General features: G+C 41.5%; 17 protein-coding genes. 10 read left to right on the top strand and 7 right to left on the bottom strand.

The genetic code is table 11. From position 1 onward, the window contains the following. Positions 1-159: 159 nt before the first annotated feature. Together tcmP and PQ469_RS07635 are read left to right on the top strand one after the other, a co-directional pair. Entirely contained in the window at positions 160-1,242 is a 1,083-nt protein-coding gene (gene tcmP / locus PQ469_RS07640) for a three-Cys-motif partner protein TcmP (RefSeq protein ID WP_274212411.1), read from the top strand. Next, positions 1,239-2,000 (top strand): DUF5131 family protein, encoded by a 762-nt coding sequence (locus tag PQ469_RS07635; RefSeq protein WP_274212410.1) that lies wholly within the window; start codon positions 1,239-1,241, stop codon positions 1,998-2,000. The genes tcmP and PQ469_RS07635 overlap by 4 nt, the downstream gene beginning before the upstream one ends. A 2-nt stretch (positions 2,001-2,002) precedes the next feature. Here PQ469_RS07635 and PQ469_RS07630 read toward each other — a convergent pair whose 3' ends face one another. Then, positions 2,003-4,363 (bottom strand): TonB-dependent receptor, encoded by a 2,361-nt coding sequence (locus PQ469_RS07630; RefSeq protein WP_274212409.1) that lies wholly within the window; start codon positions 4,361-4,363, stop codon positions 2,003-2,005. 351 nt (positions 4,364-4,714) lie between these two features. After that, positions 4,715-5,623: a serine hydrolase gene (locus PQ469_RS07625; protein WP_274212408.1), complete on the bottom strand. Its 909-nt coding sequence runs from the start codon at positions 5,621-5,623 to the stop codon at positions 4,715-4,717. Between the two features lie 60 nt (positions 5,624-5,683). Here PQ469_RS07625 and PQ469_RS31370 point away from each other — a divergent pair, with 60 nt between their 5' ends. The 5 genes from PQ469_RS31370 (at position 5,684) to PQ469_RS07610 (ending at position 10,325) form a co-directional block, all read left to right on the top strand. Further along, complete coding sequence (locus tag PQ469_RS31370) at positions 5,684-5,779, top strand: DUF433 domain-containing protein (protein ID WP_443192802.1); 96 nt, start codon at positions 5,684-5,686, stop codon at positions 5,777-5,779. Further along, positions 5,742-5,891 carry a DUF433 domain-containing protein gene (locus tag PQ469_RS31365; RefSeq protein ID WP_443192801.1) on the top strand — a complete coding sequence of 50 codons (150 nt, stop codon included), beginning with the start codon at positions 5,742-5,744 and terminating at the stop codon, positions 5,889-5,891. The genes PQ469_RS31370 and PQ469_RS31365 overlap by 38 nt, the downstream gene beginning before the upstream one ends. A 489-nt stretch (positions 5,892-6,380) precedes the next feature. Next, a complete protein-coding gene (lpxK, locus tag PQ469_RS07620) occupies positions 6,381-7,421 on the top strand; it encodes a tetraacyldisaccharide 4'-kinase (RefSeq protein ID WP_274212407.1) in 1,041 nt (346 codons plus the stop codon). After that, positions 7,405-8,220, top strand: coding sequence for a purine-nucleoside phosphorylase (locus tag PQ469_RS07615; protein ID WP_274212406.1), 816 nt, complete (start codon positions 7,405-7,407; stop codon positions 8,218-8,220). Before lpxK ends, PQ469_RS07615 begins: the two co-directional genes overlap by 17 nt. Before the next feature lie 8 nt (positions 8,221-8,228). Then, the gene (locus PQ469_RS07610; protein WP_274212405.1) at positions 8,229-10,325 is read left to right on the top strand and encodes a putative porin; all 2,097 of its coding nucleotides are present in this window, start codon (positions 8,229-8,231) and stop codon (positions 10,323-10,325) included. 302 nt (positions 10,326-10,627) lie between these two features. On the opposite strand, the gene PQ469_RS07605 is transcribed toward PQ469_RS07610, so the two are convergent. Further along, the gene (locus PQ469_RS07605) at positions 10,628-11,809 is read right to left on the bottom strand and encodes an asparagine synthetase B (protein WP_274213813.1); all 1,182 of its coding nucleotides are present in this window, start codon (positions 11,807-11,809) and stop codon (positions 10,628-10,630) included. A 291-nt stretch (positions 11,810-12,100) separates the two neighbouring features. Here PQ469_RS07605 and PQ469_RS07600 point away from each other — a divergent pair, with 291 nt between their 5' ends. The 3 genes from PQ469_RS07600 to PQ469_RS07590 all read left to right on the top strand — a co-directional run bounded on the left by PQ469_RS07600 (position 12,101) and on the right by PQ469_RS07590 (position 14,433). Further along, complete coding sequence (locus PQ469_RS07600; protein ID WP_274212404.1) at positions 12,101-13,264, top strand: PDDEXK-like family protein; 1,164 nt, start codon at positions 12,101-12,103, stop codon at positions 13,262-13,264. Positions 13,265-13,371: 107 nt separating this feature from the next. Continuing rightward, a complete protein-coding gene (locus PQ469_RS07595; RefSeq protein ID WP_274212403.1) occupies positions 13,372-13,809 on the top strand; it encodes a peptidylprolyl isomerase in 438 nt (145 codons plus the stop codon). A 105-nt stretch (positions 13,810-13,914) separates the two neighbouring features. Then, on the top strand, positions 13,915-14,433 hold the full coding sequence (locus PQ469_RS07590; protein ID WP_274212402.1) for a DUF5606 family protein: 519 nt from the start codon (positions 13,915-13,917) through the stop codon (positions 14,431-14,433). Between the two features lie 224 nt (positions 14,434-14,657). On the opposite strand, the gene PQ469_RS07585 is transcribed toward PQ469_RS07590, so the two are convergent. The 4 genes from PQ469_RS07585 to rlmH all read right to left on the bottom strand — a co-directional run bounded on the left by PQ469_RS07585 (position 14,658) and on the right by rlmH (position 17,536). Next, positions 14,658-15,068 carry a Dabb family protein gene (locus PQ469_RS07585; RefSeq protein ID WP_274212401.1) on the bottom strand — a complete coding sequence of 137 codons (411 nt, stop codon included), beginning with the start codon at positions 15,066-15,068 and terminating at the stop codon, positions 14,658-14,660. Between the two features lie 354 nt (positions 15,069-15,422). Beyond that, entirely contained in the window at positions 15,423-15,872 is a 450-nt protein-coding gene (locus tag PQ469_RS07580) for an SUKH-3 domain-containing protein (RefSeq protein WP_274212400.1), read from the bottom strand. 17 nt (positions 15,873-15,889) lie between these two features. Next, positions 15,890-16,825, bottom strand: a complete 936-nt coding sequence (locus PQ469_RS07575; protein ID WP_274212399.1) for a cation diffusion facilitator family transporter — start codon at positions 16,823-16,825, stop codon at positions 15,890-15,892. Between the two features lie 237 nt (positions 16,826-17,062). Further along, positions 17,063-17,536 (bottom strand): 23S rRNA (pseudouridine(1915)-N(3))-methyltransferase RlmH, encoded by a 474-nt coding sequence (gene rlmH / locus PQ469_RS07570; protein ID WP_090645149.1) that lies wholly within the window; start codon positions 17,534-17,536, stop codon positions 17,063-17,065. Positions 17,537-17,592: the final 56 nt, after the last annotated feature.

The raw sequence follows: 17,592 nt of genomic DNA, 5'->3' as shown, positions 1-17,592 counted from the left end.
GCGGGTAATAACAACCTTAGCAATATTACCCGCCATAAACATCGAACGAAATCTCATTTTCTAATTGCTAAGCCTTCACAATCATATTGATTGCTAAATATTTATATATTTAAATAATTATAACCAATTATTTGAAATACTAAAAAAATTAGTAATTTTATGCCCGGAAAAGACCTATTTAGAAAACCATTCGATGAAGGAACTTTAGCGAAACTTAATGTATTTAGAGACTACCTTAAAGAGTGGCTACCTGTATTTGTATCAAAAAAGGAACCAATTTGGACAACCATTCAGATTTTTGATTTTTTTGCAGGTCAAGGAAAAGACATGAATAACATAAGTGGCAGTCCACTAATTGCTTTAGAAATAGTCCAATCGCTTGAAAAGTTTATAAAAGAGAGAAATGTACAGGTCATTTTGCATTTTAACGAACTCGATAACGACAACTACACTTTTTTAGAAGAGGCGTTAAAAGGCATAGAGGGTCAATTTATTATTAAGAAATACAAAGAAGATTTTAGTACGTTATTTTTATCTCTATATGATTCTATGAAAACATCTGCGAATTTTTTGTTTCTTGATCAAAATGGAATTAAACAAATAACGAAAGATATTTTCAACAAGATCATTTCTTTGAAGCAGACCGATTTCTTGTTCTATATATCTTCCTCATATTTTAAAAGATTCGCTACGACGCCTGAGTTTCAAAAATATTTTTCTTTTGATGTGGCAGAAGTTCAACAAATCAACTATTACCATATCCACAGAAATGTTCTTCAACATTATAAATCATTAATCCACCAAAATAAACGATATTATCTCGCCCCGTTTTCAATCAAAAAAGGATCAAATATTTACGGGTTAATTTTTGGCACGAATCATACTTTAGGAATTGAAAAGTTCTTAACCATCGCTTGGAAAAATGACAAACTTCGGGGAGAAGCTAATTACGATATAGATAGTGAGCATATCGATCTAAAAACACCTTCTTTATTTGAACAGTATAATAAACCAAGTAAAAGACAGATATTTGAAAAAAATCTTACTGAGAGTATCATTTCAAAGCAATTAGAGTTTAAACATTCAGTTTATCTATATACTTTGAATGAAGGTTTCTTATTTAAAGATGCAAACGCCGTGTTAAACAGATTGAAATCAAATAATAAAATAAAATTTGATTTTGAATTGATTACCTCCAACTTGCATAAAGACGAAATCAATAAAAAAATAATTGTACTATGAGTAACTCAGGAATTGAATGGACAGAAATGACCTGGAATCCAGTTACAGGATGTAACAAAATCAGTCCGGGCTGTAAAAATTGCTATGCAGAGGCTATGTCCAAACGTTTAAAGTCAATGGGCATAGACAAATATAAAGATGGATTTAAGTTGAGAACTCACCCGGAAACTTTATCAATACCATTTACATGGAAAAAGTCTAAGGTGGTCTTTGTTAATTCTATGAGTGACCTATTTCATGATGATGTTCCATTCGAATTTATAAGCGCTGTTTTTTCTGTAATGAATAATACACCGCAGCATATTTATCAGGTGTTAACCAAAAGGTCAGAAAGGCTATTGGAGTTATCTCATAAACTAAAATGGACCGATAATATTTGGATGGGGGTATCGGTTGAAAATGATGACTATACTTTTAGAGTAGAACACTTGTCAAAAACCGCTGCAAAAACAAAATTTTTATCGATAGAACCTTTGATTGGCCCTGTAAAATCGTTGATTCTCAATGGAATTGATTGGGTTATAGTAGGTGGCGAATCAGGTCATAAAGCAAGACCTTTACAAAAAAAATGGATTGATTTTGTAAAAGTGAAATGCGAAGAAGAAAATGTTGCTTTCTTTTTTAAACAATGGGGAAAACCTAAATTCAATGTAAATCCCAGTGATCCAACAATTGACGTGAACCACCCAAAGCATGCTAAGGGTGGTTGTGAGTTGGATGGTGAGATCTACAGAGAAATGCCGCACAAAGCGGCCTGACGTTAAAAATTAGCGGCTACTGATACACCGTAAACCCTTGGGTTACCTAAGTGGGTAGCGCCAAAATCGTATGCGTAATCAATAGCTTTTTTGTTACCTATGTTGCTCTCCCATAAAAACAGGCTATAGTTTTTAGTATCGATGCCAATTTTGGCATTGAATTTACTGTAGCCTTTTTGCTCAATGGTGTTAGCAAGGTCAAAATACTGGTCGCCAAGGTAGCGCCACTCGCCACGGGCTATTAATCTTGCTTTTTGAGGGCCGCCCAGTGCGTAACCGTATTGCAGGGCCAGCATATTGGTAAATTTAGGTGTATAAATTTGCTTGTTGCCTTTTAAATCGACTATTTCTCCGTTGCTGCCAACCGCCAGGTCGGTATAGCGGGCATGGGTATAGCCAAAGTTATTTTCAATTTCCAGGCCTTTTATTGGTGTAGTGCTCAGCTCCACTTCAACACCTTTACTGCTCAGCTTGCCTGCATTTTTGGTTACGGTAATAGCATCGGGCAATATTAAAGTTGGCACCTGTGCGTCGGTAACACGGGTGTAAAACAAAGCCAAGTTGGCACGCAATTTATTATCAAAAAAATTATTTTTTGATCCAACCTCATAGTTGTTACTGTACTCGGGCTTAAAAGTGTATAGTGGTGGCGATGACGGGTCTGATCCCAGTTCGGTGATACCACCGGCCCTAAAACCACGACTATAAGTTGCATACAGATTATTATTGGCCGAAAGATGGTAAGCCAGGTTAAGTTTTGGTGAAAAGGCTTTAAAATTGGCCGAGGAAGAAGTATCCGAGCGGGTAACCATAGCATCGCCGCCATCAGGCTGAAACTCGCCTTTTACACTTTCTTTTTTATGTTCATGATCATAACGCAACCCGGCTGTAATATCAAATTGCGGACTAACAACATAGGTTACCTGGCCATAAACTGCCACGCCAAAATTTCTGTCGATATTGGTATTGATACTGGTAAAGTTGGTTATTGGCGAGCCAACCGCTGCCGCGTCAGCGCCAAAATAAGTTCCCTGTTTGTTTGGGGCGTAATGATAAAAACCATAAGCGCCGGCGGTCCATTTTAATTTAGAGGTTGAGGATGCAGGCGAAGTAAACCTAAACTCCTGGATACCTGTACGTACTTTATTCCAGTCGCCACCGTAATTATTTACAACGGATACCGCGTCGATAGGCGAAAAATCACCATCAATAGGTTTGGTATAATAACGGTTATTTACCTGGTAGGATGACTGCGAGGTAAAGTTAAAATCGCTGCCCGAATAATTGATGGCTAATGAAGCGTGGAAGGTATTATCAATCATTTTGGTAGTGGCGTTTTGATCTACCTGGTAAGGCTTACTCAAAGCATCATCCGGCGAACCGGCCAACGTAAAGGCACCGTTATTGCGGTTGTTAAAGTTTTTAACATTAAGCGTTAAAGCCAGTTTTGATGTAGCCAGGAATTTAAGGTAGTAATTTCCTAAAAAGAAGTGTTGTTTATCAAAATGGCTGTTATCAAACGTATTGGTATAAAAACCATTAAAGCCCGAGTAAACACCGGCCACACCTAAAAATAATTTATCTTTTATCAACGGTGCTTTTATACCCAGGGTAAAACGCTGCTGGCCGTAGTTGCCAAAATCGAGCCCGGCAAAACCGCTTACCGTGTTTGATGGCTGTTTGGTAATGATATTGATAACACCGCCTGTAGCATTACGGCCGTATAGTGTGCCCTGCGGACCGCGCAGCACCTCTATCCTATCTACATCAAGCAACTGTGGGATGTAAGTATCCAGGCCGTATTGGTTTACGCCATCAACATAAGTAGCTACAGCAGGATCATAGGATGTGGTAACTATACCCCTAATACCACTGACATTGCGGCCATCGCCGGAGCTGGCCGAGTTTAAGTTAGGGGCAATAGCTGTCAAATCTTTCAAATCCCAAAGCCGGTAATCTTTTATTTGCCTGGCCGATAAGGTTGTAACACTGAAAGGCACTTTTTGGGCATCCTCCTCGTATTTTTGAGCCGTTACGGTAACTTCATCCAGTTGGTTACTGGCATCTTTCAATTGAATACTTATTGGGCGCATAGTGCCGCTTAAAACAATCGATTGGCTTTTTGCAGCATAACCAACGGCGCTGATGCGCAAAATATAGCTCCCGGATGCAATATCTTTTAATGAGAATTTCCCGTCCTTATCGGCAACAGCACGGTAATTGGTATTCAGCAGATAAACAGTAGCGCCGGCAATACCCTGGCTTTTTTCGTCGGTTATAGTGCCCGATAAGTTGGCAATAGTTTGTGCTTTTACTATAATACTAAGTATAAGCAATACAAATAAAGTAAGTGTTTTTTTCATTTAATTGGTTGTAACTGGTATGTGTATTTTTAACACATTGATATAATTGCCAATTATAACAAACGGCATCCATTTAACTGCAAAGCAAACAGAAATTTTACTTAATTATTATGGGTTCATATCGCTGCGCTGTCATTAGTCATTGTCGCTGCGCTTGTCATTGGTCATTTCGCTGCGCTCGTCATTGGTCATTGGGCTTTTCTACTAAAAACAAGATGGTAAAAAATCACCATACGGGGCATTGGAAAAGGCTGTGCCTTTTCCAATGCCCAATGCCCAATGCCCAATGCCCAATGACCAATGACCAATGACCAATGACCAATGACCAGCGCAGCGGTAATGACTGCGCAGCTATTCATTCAGCATAAATTTATCTACACCTTCGACGGGTTTCCAGTCGCTGGCAGGTTCAAAATAATGCCATAGCAGGGCCGATATTTTTTTGATGAGCAAGCCTGCTTCATTACTTGTTCCCCAGCTTTGGTCGGTATTATGGTTGGTGATGATCGAGAATACATAATCGCCATGGGGCGCATTTACCAGCACAGTTTCTGACCGCGACTCGTCAACCGCACCTTGCTTGGATATGGTATGCACATATGGCGGAATTTGAGCCAGCGCGTGCTCGTCCCAGTAAATACGGCCCATGTTACGGTACATCCTTTCGCTGGCGGCGGGACTTACAGCTTCGCCTTTTCTGATCATGGTAAACAGGCGGCACATTTCATAGGGTGTGCTAACGCCCCAGCCATAAATTTTGCGGATAGCCTCGCGGCCGGCCACACGCGAGTTTACACGCATTACTTTAAAACCATTTTGTTGCAGCCAGTTGTTAATATAATTGCCGCCAACCAGTTTTTGCAGCCACAGGCTTGCGGTATTATCGCTCATGGTTATCATCAGCATGGCCACTTTACTCAACTGCACCGTATCCTTATCTTTGAACGAGCCTAAAAGATCCTCTCCGGCATATAAAAGCGAGTCGCGGTAAACCAGCTTTTGGTTATAATGCAGCTCGCCCTTCTCTATCTTGTCCATCAGTCCGCACTGAATGCTCACCTTAATCATACTGGCTGTAGGGAACAGTGTATCGGCATTAATAGCAGCGGTTTTACCCGTTTTAAGGTTTTGTACATAAATACCTGCCTGGCCATGAAAACCTTTAACGGCATCCTGTAACTGCACAGTTAGTTTTTTATCGGTTTGGGCGAAGGTGGCGGTGGTGAGGAGTAAAAAGGGGGTGAGAAGTTTGAGTTTCATGAGTGAATTGTTTATCAGATGCAAAATACTCAGTAAAATCAATAATCGTATCTTTATGATATGGATATTCAAAAGGTTGTCAATATAGATCAGGATATTTTAAGCGGAAGACCGGTATTTGCCGGTACACGAGTGCCGGTCGAGTCACCTTTTTGATCATTTAAAAGCAGGGATTTCTCTTGAGGATTTTTTAGACGAATTCCCTTCGGTTAAAAAAGAGCAGGCAATGTTTTTGATTGATAAACGACAGCAATTAAATTTCCTATAAGCTGTTTCACCTAACATCCAATAGCAACGCTGCTACAAATAGCCTTTAAATTTTTAGATTTGTTTCTTCTTTAAAAGGATAAATGAATAAACCATCGATTCCATGTTATTGCGAGGAACAAAGCATTTGTGGGCAAAGTACTACAAGCCCGCACAGTTTGCGACTGCCACGGTACGCTACTCATGATATGTTGGATAGCGATACAAACATCGGCTTTGAACGCAGGCTAATACTCACCCGGCGAGGCTACGCCCGCCGCCCTCTCTCCGGCTTCGCCGCAAAGAGGGGTTTGAAATTTCATTATTTTAGTTTTTTTAATACCGCGTTATTTACAATTCAAGCCCCTCTTTCCACCGCAGGTGAAGAGAGGGTGGCGGGCGCAGCCTCGCCGGGTGAGTCTTCGTCGCCATGCGCGCCCTATTTTGCCTTCAGAGTTTCACGAAATTTCACTACTACTAAACAAATGAGGCCTAATACTATTTACCCCATATGAAACTCCTCCGTTGGCTTCTATTCCCATTTTCGCTCATTTACGGCCTGGTTGTTACTATTCGTAACTGGTGCTATGATGCCGGGGTATTTAAAAGTACCGGTTTTAACCGCCCGGTTATTGTGGTGGGCAACCTTGATGCAGGCGGCGCAGGCAAAAGCCCCATGACGGAATACCTGATCCGGTTGTTTCAGGATGAAAAACCGACCATACTTAGCCGCGGGTACGGCCGTAAAACTAAAGGCTTTTTGCTGGCAGGCGATAACCCGCAAGCATCGGTTATAGGCGATGAGCCGGCCCAGTTTAAACATAAATTCCCGAAGGTTACCGTTGCGGTTTGCGAAAAACGGGTAGCGGGTATACAGCAGTTAAAAGATAAATACAGCCTGGTAATTTTAGATGACGCCTACCAGCACCGGGCGCTTAAACCCGGCTTTAGCATTTTGTTGTTTGATTATAACCGCCTTAACCAACCGCGACTGGTATTACCTACGGGTAACCTACGCGAACCGTTTAGTGGCCGCGAGAGGGCCGATGTTATTGTCATCAGCAAATGCCCGCCAACATTGGCAGATGCAGAAATGGCTATCATAAAAAAGCACATTAAGCCCCTGCCCCATCAGCAGCTATTTTTTACCTCCATAAACTACCTGGCCCTGCAAAATATGAATGGAGCTACTGTATATCAAAACATTGATGAGCAAACCGCCGTGTTTGTGCTTACGGGTATTGCCAATCCGGCGCCTTTGTTATCGCATTTAAAAAACCATACATCTATCGTCAATCACCATAAATATCCCGATCATCACCAGTTTAGCTTAAAAAATATCAGTAAACTTGCCGATGATTTTTTTGCCTGCACATCACAAAAAAAATTGATCATCACAACAGAAAAGGATGCGCAGCGTTTAGGGGAACAGGAATTGCAGCCGGCCATCAAAAAACTGCCCATTTTGGTACTGCCAATCGGTATTAGTTTTTTAAATAACGGCAAACAGCAGTTTGATAATTTAGTAACCAAATATGTTAGACAATATTGAAAGCACCGCCCGGTACATCAAAAACCGCATAGGCGATTTTGAACCCGAGGTAGGTATAATTTTAGGCACAGGCCTGGGTGGCCTGGTTAAAGACATCGTTGTTGAAAAACAGCTGATGTACTCCAACATCCCCGATTTCCCAATCTCGACATTGGAGTTTCATTCGGGTAAATTGATTTTTGGCACACTTGGAGGTGTAAAAGTGGTAGCTATGCAAGGGCGATTACACTATTACGAAGGCTATAACATGCAACAAATAACCTTCCCGGTTAGGGTGATGAAATACCTGGGCATTAAAACCCTTTACGTATCAAATGCCAGTGGCTCCCTTAACCCCGATTTTAAAAAAGGCGACCTGATGGTTATTGCCGATCATATTAACCTGCAACCGCAAAACCCGCTCATTGGCCGAAATTACGAAGAGCTTGGGCCCCGTTTTCCGGATATGAGCCAGCCGTACCAGCGCACGCTGATTGATAAAGCTTTAACTATTGCAGCGGCAAACAATATTACCTGCCATAAGGGAGTTTATGTTGCTGTAACCGGCCCTAATTTAGAAACCAAGGCCGAGTACACTTATTTAAGGATAATTGGCGGCGACGCAGTAGGCATGAGCACCGTACCCGAAGTTATTGTAGCAAACCATATGGGTATCCCGGTATTTGCCATATCGGTATTAACCGACGAAGGTTTTACTGATGTACTGGAACCTGTGTCGTTACAAGAAATTATAAGGGTAGCCGAGGAAGCCGAGCCAAAACTGACCCTGATCCTCAAAAATCTGATAGCCGGTAATTAGTGTAATTAATGCATCATAAGCTCAAATATATTTTATTGTTCCTGTTGTGCTTTGGCATACAGGCGGCTTTTGCACAATATGGCCAGGTAAACCGGGCAAGACCGCTATCAACGCGCGATACGGTAAAAACTCAACGGAAGGTTAGTGACGATGAACTGCTGGATAGCCTGCGCAAAAAAGAGGACAATAAAAAAGACTCTGTAATTTTCAGCGCCAAATTTATCCGCGTGACGATGGAGCGTTTCCTGAGCGACAGCACACAAACTTTCGCGCTGGATACCGGCATCTATAACTTTGAAAATTACAGTCCGCTTACCGATCCCCGCCATCCGCGCATCAGCCTTGGCTATAACGGCGTATCACAGCGAAGTATGCTGTTTGAGCCCGACCAAACCATTGGTTTCAACACCGGCCTGCACTCGCTGGATGTGTATGCCATAAAACCGCAGGATATTAAATATTATAACGCCAGGGTGGCGTACTCCAACCTCACGTTGTTTAACGGTTTTGGCAGTTCGGCCGAGCAGGTTTTTAAAATCATCCACACCCAAAATGTAAAACCAAACTGGAATGTGGGTTTTAACCTTAACTTTAACGGATCGCGCGGATTTTATAGCACCAGCAGCGTGTTGCAGCAAAATGTGAGCGATGTAAATGCTGCTTTTTTTACCTGGTATCAATCGCCCGGCAAGCGTTATAATTTACTGGCCAACATCATTTACAATAATTTAAAAGCGCCAGAAACGGGTTCAATCCTTAACGATACCATTTTCACAGGCAAAAGCAATTCCCTATTCTTTAAAAACTCGGCCCCCGTGCGGCTTCAAAACAGCTATCAGCAATGGACAGATAAAAGCCTGTATATAAAGCAGTTTTATTACCTGGGCCGTATTGATAGTTTGAACAAAGGCAAGGATAACTCCAAAATTTTGCCTACCCAGCGTGTAGCGCACACCTTATTTGTTCAAAACAGCAGTTATAATTACCTGCAAACAAATCAGCCCGATACTTATAATGTATTCCCCGATTATTATTACAGCTATAACCGGTCAAGGGACTCGCTGTCGGTAACGCATATCCAAAACGAATTTTCGTATAGTTTCTATCTCCGCAGTAAATCGGTAAAGTTTGTTAAAAACGAGGTAAAGCTCGATCTGGGCCTGGTACATGACCTTTATAACTACGCGCAATACGTAAGTGACACCGTGCTAAACCAGTATGGATACAAGTATATCCATCAAAATAAAATGCAGAATAATACCTTCCAGGACATTACCCTGAAAGCTAAATTCAGCTATCGTTTTAGCGACCGGCTCGGTCTTGAAGGCGACTTTAGACAGATTGTCCAGGGCCGCGACTTTGGCGATTACTTTTACGGTGCAAAACTTAATGTTGCAGGTAATGATAAAGCAGGCAAAATTATTTTGGAAGCGTATTCGCAAAACAGCTCACCGCCGCTCATTTATACCAACTGGATAAGTAACCACTATATTTTCCACAACAGTTTCCAAAACCAAAAAACAACCAGCGCATCGTTTAGCTATATCAACAACCCTTTGCAGCTTGATATCAAGGCCGAATACTTTTTAATTGCAGGGTACATGTATTTTACGGCCCAGGATGGCGGTATCGACGCCCACCCCGCACAGCTGAGTAATGATATCAACCTGCTTAAGATAAGTGTGGGTAAAAATTTAAGCTACCACAGCCTGCATTTTGATAACTACGTGGTTTACCAAAAAACAGATTATCAATCAACCCTGCGCACGCCCGAGGTTTATACTTATAGCAACCTGTATTTCAGCAAAACACTTTTCAACGTACTTAAATCAAACTTTGGCGTAAGCGTAAGGTATAATACACCGTACGTAGCACCGTCATACGCGGTAGGTATTGGCCAGTTTTACAATGGGCCCGATATTACTTTTACATCGTATCCTGTTGCATCGGTTTACTTTAAAGCCACCCTTCAACGCACCAACCTGTTCCTGATGTATGATTATGCCAACCAGGGCTTGCAAAGCAAAGGTTTCTACACCGTAAACCGCTACCCTATGCAAGATCATTTGCTGAAGTTTGGTGTTAGCTGGACGTTTTATAATTAGGGGTTAAAAAGAATCAAGAGTCAAGAATCAAGAATTAAGACGCCTGCGTGAGGCTTCTGCCTTCGTGCCTTTAATCTACACCTATGGTGGGCGTATCCCTGCGGGCCGGGCTAACCGCTCATACGCACACGGGCATTAGGCACGGGCCGGTATCCGCTTTTATCCCTTACGCGTTGGTCTGAATCAGAATTTTCAGAATTTAAGAATTAGCAAAATTTTGTCTGAATCAGATCAGAATGTTAATAGAGCTAACACGAGACAATTTTCAAATTTTCAAATTCTCAAATCTTCAAATTAATTCTTTACGTTTTCTGCTTCTTCTTCTTTGCCGCCGGGAATAATACATTGTTCAAAATCAAGCGATACCCTGCCGAATTGGGGTGAAGCTTTAAATCTGTTGGCGGATCGCCCACGGCATGTTGATAGTCTTCGGGATCGTGGCCGCCGTAAAAGGTCCATTGGCCTTTGCCGTATTCGCCGTGGATGTAGCGGGCTTCATTGGCGGTTTTCATTTCGCCCATGATGGTTACGCCGGGCTTTAGCATGCTTTTATTATAGGCTGTTGTAAGCCCCATGAAGCCTTTTATCACTTTGTCATGATCCTGGGTGAGCATGCTGGGCACTACATCCCATTTGGCCGAAAAATCAAACAGCGTAAAAAAATCGCGCTGGCGCTCCACCTGCCGGGTAGTAGTTACATCAATGTTGCTAAACTGGTGCGACATCGGGTTCATGTCCAGCGTAAAATTCTGGAAAGCGAAAGTTTGTGTAAAATCCAGTTTCGATTGTGCATCCGGGTCGGCCGAATCGCCGTCAAACATCCGTTCGCAGATATCCGTATTGGATGAGGCCAGGGCAATATCAAACGTATCAGTGCCCGAGCACATGGCAAACAAAAAACCGCCGCCCGCACAAAAATCCCGAATGTTTTTGGCTACCGCCAGCTTCATTTGCGATACCTTTTTAAAGCCAAGCTTATGGGCCAGCGCTTCCTGTCCTTTTACGTCATCATTATACCATTGTGCAAACCTAAAGGCGCCGTAAAACTTACTGTACTGCCCGGTAAAATCCTCGTGGTGCAGGTGCAGCCAATCATATTTGGGCAGATCGCCCCTGATCACTTCTTCATCATACACTACATCATAAGGAATTTCGGCATATTTTAAAACCAGGGTTACGGCATCGTCCCAGGGTAGTTTATTTTCCGGCGAGTAAACCGCCATTTTGGGTGCCTTCTCCAACTTAATCACATCCATATTTACCGATGGATCGCTTACCTCGGTAATAATCTCGCTCACCTTAGCATCAGCCAGCACCTGGTAGCTTACCCCACGGATTTTGCACTCCTCCTCCATCTTCTGGTTATACTTCATCATAAAGCTGCCGCCGCGGTAATTAAGCAGCCAGTCAACTTCCTCCCCATTTTTTAAAGCCAGGAAAGCTATTCCGTATGATTTCAGGTGATCTTTTTGCTCATCGTCCATGGGGATGAGGATAGAGGCAGCTTTTGTCAAAAGAGGTAAAAGGCAAAAGGCGAAAGGTAAAAGGTATTTGAAAGGCCGAGAAAAAGGTGAAAGGCGAAAGGTGAAAGGCGAAAGGTATTTTTTGTTTGATTGATTATTCACTATCCGGTGTGTGTTTTAAATTGATATCGGTTATCAAATGTAACGAATAAACGGGGAATGTATTACGATGAGGCGGGATTGAAATAAAGTTTAGAATATCTATAAATCTAAATTACTTACTTAGTACATTGCCAAACCTTATCATCACTAATGGAACTACACCAATATAAAAATCTACTCGACCAAGTAAATGCGATCAATACTCGTTACAAAAAAATCAACGAACTAACAGGAGAAAATTTTAACGTTTTTAGAATTCTTAAACTTGAATCCTCTGAGGTCAGGATGCATTCGGCTTTCCTTGCGGAATTACTAAACCCCAACGGTAGTCATGGACAAAAAGAAATTTTTCTTGAGCTGTTTATAAAATCTATTTGCTTTAAGAACAATCCGATTGACGTATGTTCATGCAAGATTAAAGTAGAGGACTATATAGGTCAGATAAGCGAAGACAGAACTTACGGTGGCAGAATAGATATTACCATCAAAGATAAGCACAATCATCAGATTATAATTGAGAATAAAATATATGCTGGCGATCAGGATCATCAGTTAACCCGATATTTTAACAACTCATCAAACGCCGATATTATATACTTGACTTTGGATGGAAAGCCCCCGTCAGATAATAGTAAAGGAGAGATGATTGAAGATGTACACTATAAATGCGTATCATACAAATATGACATGTTGCACTGGCTGGAACTTTGTCGTAAAGAAGTAACAGTCTATCCAATTGTAAGAGAAGCAATCACTCATTACATCAATTTAATTAAGCACCTAACCAATCAAACACTAAATCACAATATGGAAGAAGAGCTGAGCGACCTACTTAAATCGTACATCGAAGAATCGTGGGCAATTTCAAAAGCATTAGATGTAGCATGTCAAAAAGTTTCAGATGATTTTGGCAAAACAATTGAAAACCATTTTCAGGAAATTGGTTTAGAATGCAAATATGAAATAGCATTTGAAAAACGTTATAGCGGAATTTATATATGGCGACCTGAATGGAAGCATTTAAGTATAAGCTTTCAATTTCAGTACTTTGATAGGGAAATGATTTATGGAATTTTGCAAGAGGATCCTAATAAATTCGAAATCCCGATCGGTTTAAGAAAAGAAATATTCTCTTTGCCTGGCAACGGATTAAAAACAAGTGATTGGTGGCCATGGTTTAACAAGGTCGAATCACCTTATGGTAACTGGCACGAACTTGAAGCATGGCAAGCTATTCGCGATGGCCGAATGAAAACCATGATTATCGAAAAAACCGAATATTTACTCAATTTAGTTAAAGATATAGAACTTTAAGTTGCGTAACCCTTTACCTTTCGCCTTTAACCTTTTGCCTCTAAAATCCTTTTCCCTTTCACCTCAATTTTATTACCTTTGCCAACTGTTTTCAAAAAAACAAAGAAATGAGCAAAGCAATAATCAAAACTGAAAAAGGCGACATGACCGTAGAGTTTTACGATCAGGATGCCCCAAATACTGTAGCTAACTTTAAAAAATTAGCAAAATCAAACTTTTACGATGGTGTTATCTTCCACCGCGTTATCCCTAACTTTATGGTACAGGGTGGCGACCCAACCGGTACCGGTGCTGGTGGCGCAGGCTACAAAATTGATTGCGAATTGACAGGCGATAACCAATATCATGACCGTGGTGTGCTTTCAATGGCACATGCCGGCCGTAACACCGGCAGCTCACAATTCTTTATCTGCCATAACCGTACAAATACCGCTCACTTAGATCGTAACCACACCGTATTTGGTAAAGTGATTGAAAACGTTGACGTTGTTGACGCTATTCGCCAGGGCGATAAAATTTTAAGCATCGAAGTAATAGAGGATTAAGTTTATAGTGAGTGGTTGATTGAGTTGATTAGGTTAAATATTTAAACTTAATCAACCACTTAACTTAATCAACCTAATCAACTACTCTCCCAATCAACCAAACAAATGAATTTACAAGGAATTGTAGCCGTATCTGGCAAACCGGGATTATGGCGGGCGTTGGCTCAAAACAAAACCGGTTATGTACTGGAGAGCCTGGATGCACAAAAAACAAAACTGGTAGCCAACCTGTCAACAGCTAAACTGGCTGCCCTTACCGAAATAACTATTTTTGGTATTGAGGATGATATCAGGCTTACCGATGTTTTTGAGCAGATGAAAGCCGCCGCAAACGTACCCGACGCTAAAGCTGATGGTAAAAAAATGCGCACATTCTTTTACGAAGTGGCACCGGATCATGACGAGGAGAAAGTATATGCCTCAGATATGAAAAAGATCCTTACCTGGTTCCATATCCTTAAAGATTTACCGTTGTTTAACGAAGTGGATCCAACCCAGGCACCGGCCCCAGAGACCACAACAGCCGAAGTTGAAGAACCGGTTGCCGAGGTAGTTGCCGCCGAACCGGAGCCAGCTCCCGCTCCAAAAGCAAAAGCTAAAAAAGCCACAAAAAAAGCCGAGTAATCGGCTTTTTGCTTTTCTATCAATCTCTTTTTTTCGCCGCCGTTGTAAGGGCCCGTTAGGTAACCTCCAAAAAATCGTTGTGGTGTGGAAAGAAATATAATTAAATACGTAGCAAACTACCGCCATTGCGAGGAACGAAGTAATCCTAAATAATGTAGGACTTAGCCTGTCAAGGATTGCTTCGTTCCTAGCAATGACGGTTGATCTATTTAGAATTTCATTCCTTACGCTTCCACCGCGTCATAAACAATCACTTTTTCCCAAAGGTGGCTGCAATTTTTGATAAACTCCAGGTGTATGGGGTGGGTTTGATAGGTTGCCTGTCCGGCAAGGTCGCTAAAAAACATCAGTTCAGATACAGCCCAGCTGTTATCAACCACATCACGTTTTTCGGTGCTGGCAACAACGCCTACACGCAGTTTTTTAACGGTTTCTATTTTCGACAGGGTTTTAACGCCTGCAACCAGTTTGTCCCTATCTTCAACCGAACCGGGATTTTTAAGCCAGAAAAACACATGGTGTATTACGGGCCATTCTTCTTTTTGATCTATCATTGACATTGCAGATGCTGCTGCCGTTCCTGCTGCCAGGGCGGCTGTAGTGGTTATGAATTTTCGTCTGTTGGTAGTACTCATAGCAGGTTTATTATTGAGCGTTAAATTAGGAAGAATTATTTGAATAATCGTAGCCATCCGGAAACCAAACCCCTCGCCAAACAGGTGGAAATATGTTTGGCAAAACGTGTCCTACATCCAAAGTTGAAACATCAACGTTTTCAATTACGTTTTTTATAACAGGGATTGGTTCCCCTTTAAAGACAATCGTTTTCATTATAAAAATTGCATCATCGCAGTTATGTGCTGTTATACCACAACCGAACCCCAGGCCCATAGGTATCTCATTCAGAGATGCAAATTCAAACACAAACCAATACCTTATTAGCATTATACAGATTGATAAATTCCGTTGATGTTATGCAAAGCTGTCAATTAGGGAATATGCTCAAACTTTTTATCTGCGCAAATCGCCTCGATAGCATCTCTTCCATTTTCAGCAATAAAAATTAAGATATCATCGTATCCGCCGTAAACTTTTCCGTTAATATCCATCATCAATGTTAAATGATCCGAATATCCTTCGCCAATTATACAAAGCGTTTTATTATTTAAGCGGTCAGCGTATTTCTTTTGTGCCCAACCTGGATGCACCCCTTCGGTTGCCTTCTGAGCATCGAAATGAAATGAGTCTTTTTGCCCGGAAAGTTTATCAAAAAAAATCCGAAGCCATCCAAACTCTCTTAAAAACTCCTCAACAATGGGTATTAATGTAAAACCATCTTCTTTAAGAGATTGTCTGAAAAGATCTACGTCTATTTTCCGGCCTTTATACCAGCCTGCTTTTAAAAGCAAATTTTCAACGGCTGTACTAAAGTCTTTCATGCCAGTCACTTAAAACCCTACGCACATTCTGGCTGCCCGCACTTTTCATCGGCAAACTCGGGCTCAAAGGTGCTATGGTTTATTTCCATGTGTTCCAACCGGTGACGGAGGTCATGTTTAATACTATCAAAATCGGCCATATTCTCTGGTTTGATAACCAGGTGGGCGGTAAGTGCATTCTCGGTAGTGCTAAGTGCCCATACGTGCATGTGGTGCACATCTACTACGCCTTTGCCTTTCATCAGTTCGGCTTTTATTTTTTCCAAATCCATTTCGGCAGGTACGCCGTCCATCTCCAGGCGCAGGCTGTCTTTTAACAGCCCCCAGGTTCCGCGTAATATCACAATGGCAATAACTATACTTACAATACTATCAATCCAATACAGCCTGGTAAAATAGATGATAACGCCCGATATAACAACGCCAAGTGATACAATGGCATCAACCGCCATGTGCAGGTAAGCACCTTTAACATTCAGGTCGGTATCTTTATCTTTCACAAACAGCCAGGCAGTAAGGGCATTGATACCAATACCAATAAAAGCTACCCAGGCCATGGTACCACCTGATACCGTTTCGGGATTCAGGAAACGCATAATGGCTTCGTAAACAATAAAGCCAACAGCTACAAACAGGATCATGGCATTAAAAAAGGATACGATGATGGTCGATCTTTTATAGCCGTAGGTATACTTACTGTTGGCGCTTACTTTAGTAAGCTTAAAGGCCAGCAGCGCCAAAGCCAAAGAGGCCACGTCGCTCAGGTTATGCCCTGCATCGGTTAACAACGACAGCGAATGTGTCATAAAACCAGCTATGGTTTCTATAATTACAAAAGCCGAATTTAAGATGATGCCTACAATAAAGGCTGTATTCAAATGGTCCAGCTTGGGCGCATGATCATGGTGATGATGCCCGCCGTGCGAGTGAGAATGTGAATGATCGTGACCCATAGCGCAAAGGTAGGGTTTTAGATGTGCAAATTTCAAATTTTAGATGTGCAGATTATCCATCTTAATCAGAAGTTCATACTCTTCGGATGTGCAAGTTTCAGATGTGCAGATATGCAGATGAAAAAAACATATCTGCTAAAATCATTTAACATCTATCCCAGTCATCTGCACATCTGAAATTTGCATATCTGCATATCCCTCCTCATCTGCACATCTGAAATCTGCACATCTGCACATCTACTCGTGATGATACGGCTCGCCCTTCAAAATGGTGTACGCCCTGTAAAGCTGCTCAACAAAAAAAAGGCGGACCATCTGGTGCGAGAAAGTCATTCGCGACAATGAAATTTTATCGTTAGCACGTTGGTACACCGATTGATCGAACCCATAAGGGCCACCAATAACGAATATCAGGTTGGCCGATAGGCTGATCTCTTTTTTGTTGATATAGGCGGCAAACTGGGTAGATGTGTATTCGTTGCCTTTCTCATCCATCAAAATCACATGATCAAGCGGGCTTATTTTTTTCAGGATAAGCTCTGCCTCTTTTGCTTTTTGCTGATCTGCCGTGAGGGCTTTGGTATTTTTCAGTTCGTTAATCTCTACCAGTTCCAGTTTGGTGTAATGCTTCAGGCGTTTTACATATTTATCTATGCCCTCTTTTAAATAGGCATCTTCTGTTTTGCCAACGGTTAAAAACGTAATCTTCATATCTCAAACAAATAAACGTTTATTTAAAATATATGTGTTTATTTAGCCACAACTTT

It is taken from the genome of Mucilaginibacter sp. KACC 22773, from assembly GCF_028736215.1.
GTDB lineage: Bacteria > Bacteroidota > Bacteroidia > Sphingobacteriales > Sphingobacteriaceae > Mucilaginibacter.
This window is presented reverse-complemented; position numbering and strand designations above follow the sequence as displayed.

What these genes read in the sequence shown, in the direction of transcription:
- tcmP (WP_274212411.1), top strand. Translation starts at nt 160, where the DNA reads ATGCCCGGAAAAGACCTATTTAGAAAACCATTCGATGAAGGAACTTTA.
- rlmH (WP_090645149.1), bottom strand. Translation starts at nt 17,536, where the DNA reads ATGAAGATTACGTTTTTAACCGTTGGCAAAACAGAAGATGCCTATTTA.
- PQ469_RS07605 (WP_274213813.1), bottom strand. Translation starts at nt 11,809, where the DNA reads ATGGACGATGAGCAAAAAGATCACCTGAAATCATACGGAATAGCTTTC.
- lpxK (WP_274212407.1), top strand. Translation starts at nt 6,381, where the DNA reads ATGAAACTCCTCCGTTGGCTTCTATTCCCATTTTCGCTCATTTACGGC.
- PQ469_RS07600 (WP_274212404.1), top strand. Translation starts at nt 12,101, where the DNA reads ATGGAACTACACCAATATAAAAATCTACTCGACCAAGTAAATGCGATC.
- PQ469_RS07580 (WP_274212400.1), bottom strand. Translation starts at nt 15,872, where the DNA reads ATGAAAGACTTTAGTACAGCCGTTGAAAATTTGCTTTTAAAAGCAGGC.
- PQ469_RS07585 (WP_274212401.1), bottom strand. Translation starts at nt 15,068, where the DNA reads ATGAGTACTACCAACAGACGAAAATTCATAACCACTACAGCCGCCCTG.
- PQ469_RS07610 (WP_274212405.1), top strand. Translation starts at nt 8,229, where the DNA reads ATGCATCATAAGCTCAAATATATTTTATTGTTCCTGTTGTGCTTTGGC.
- PQ469_RS31370 (WP_443192802.1), top strand. Translation starts at nt 5,684, where the DNA reads ATGGATATTCAAAAGGTTGTCAATATAGATCAGGATATTTTAAGCGGA.
- PQ469_RS07575 (WP_274212399.1), bottom strand. Translation starts at nt 16,825, where the DNA reads ATGGGTCACGATCATTCACATTCTCACTCGCACGGCGGGCATCATCAC.
- PQ469_RS07635 (WP_274212410.1), top strand. Translation starts at nt 1,239, where the DNA reads ATGAGTAACTCAGGAATTGAATGGACAGAAATGACCTGGAATCCAGTT.
- PQ469_RS07615 (WP_274212406.1), top strand. Translation starts at nt 7,405, where the DNA reads ATGTTAGACAATATTGAAAGCACCGCCCGGTACATCAAAAACCGCATA.
- PQ469_RS07590 (WP_274212402.1), top strand. Translation starts at nt 13,915, where the DNA reads ATGAATTTACAAGGAATTGTAGCCGTATCTGGCAAACCGGGATTATGG.
- PQ469_RS07630 (WP_274212409.1), bottom strand. Translation starts at nt 4,363, where the DNA reads ATGAAAAAAACACTTACTTTATTTGTATTGCTTATACTTAGTATTATA.
- PQ469_RS07595 (WP_274212403.1), top strand. Translation starts at nt 13,372, where the DNA reads ATGAGCAAAGCAATAATCAAAACTGAAAAAGGCGACATGACCGTAGAG.
- PQ469_RS07625 (WP_274212408.1), bottom strand. Translation starts at nt 5,623, where the DNA reads ATGAAACTCAAACTTCTCACCCCCTTTTTACTCCTCACCACCGCCACC.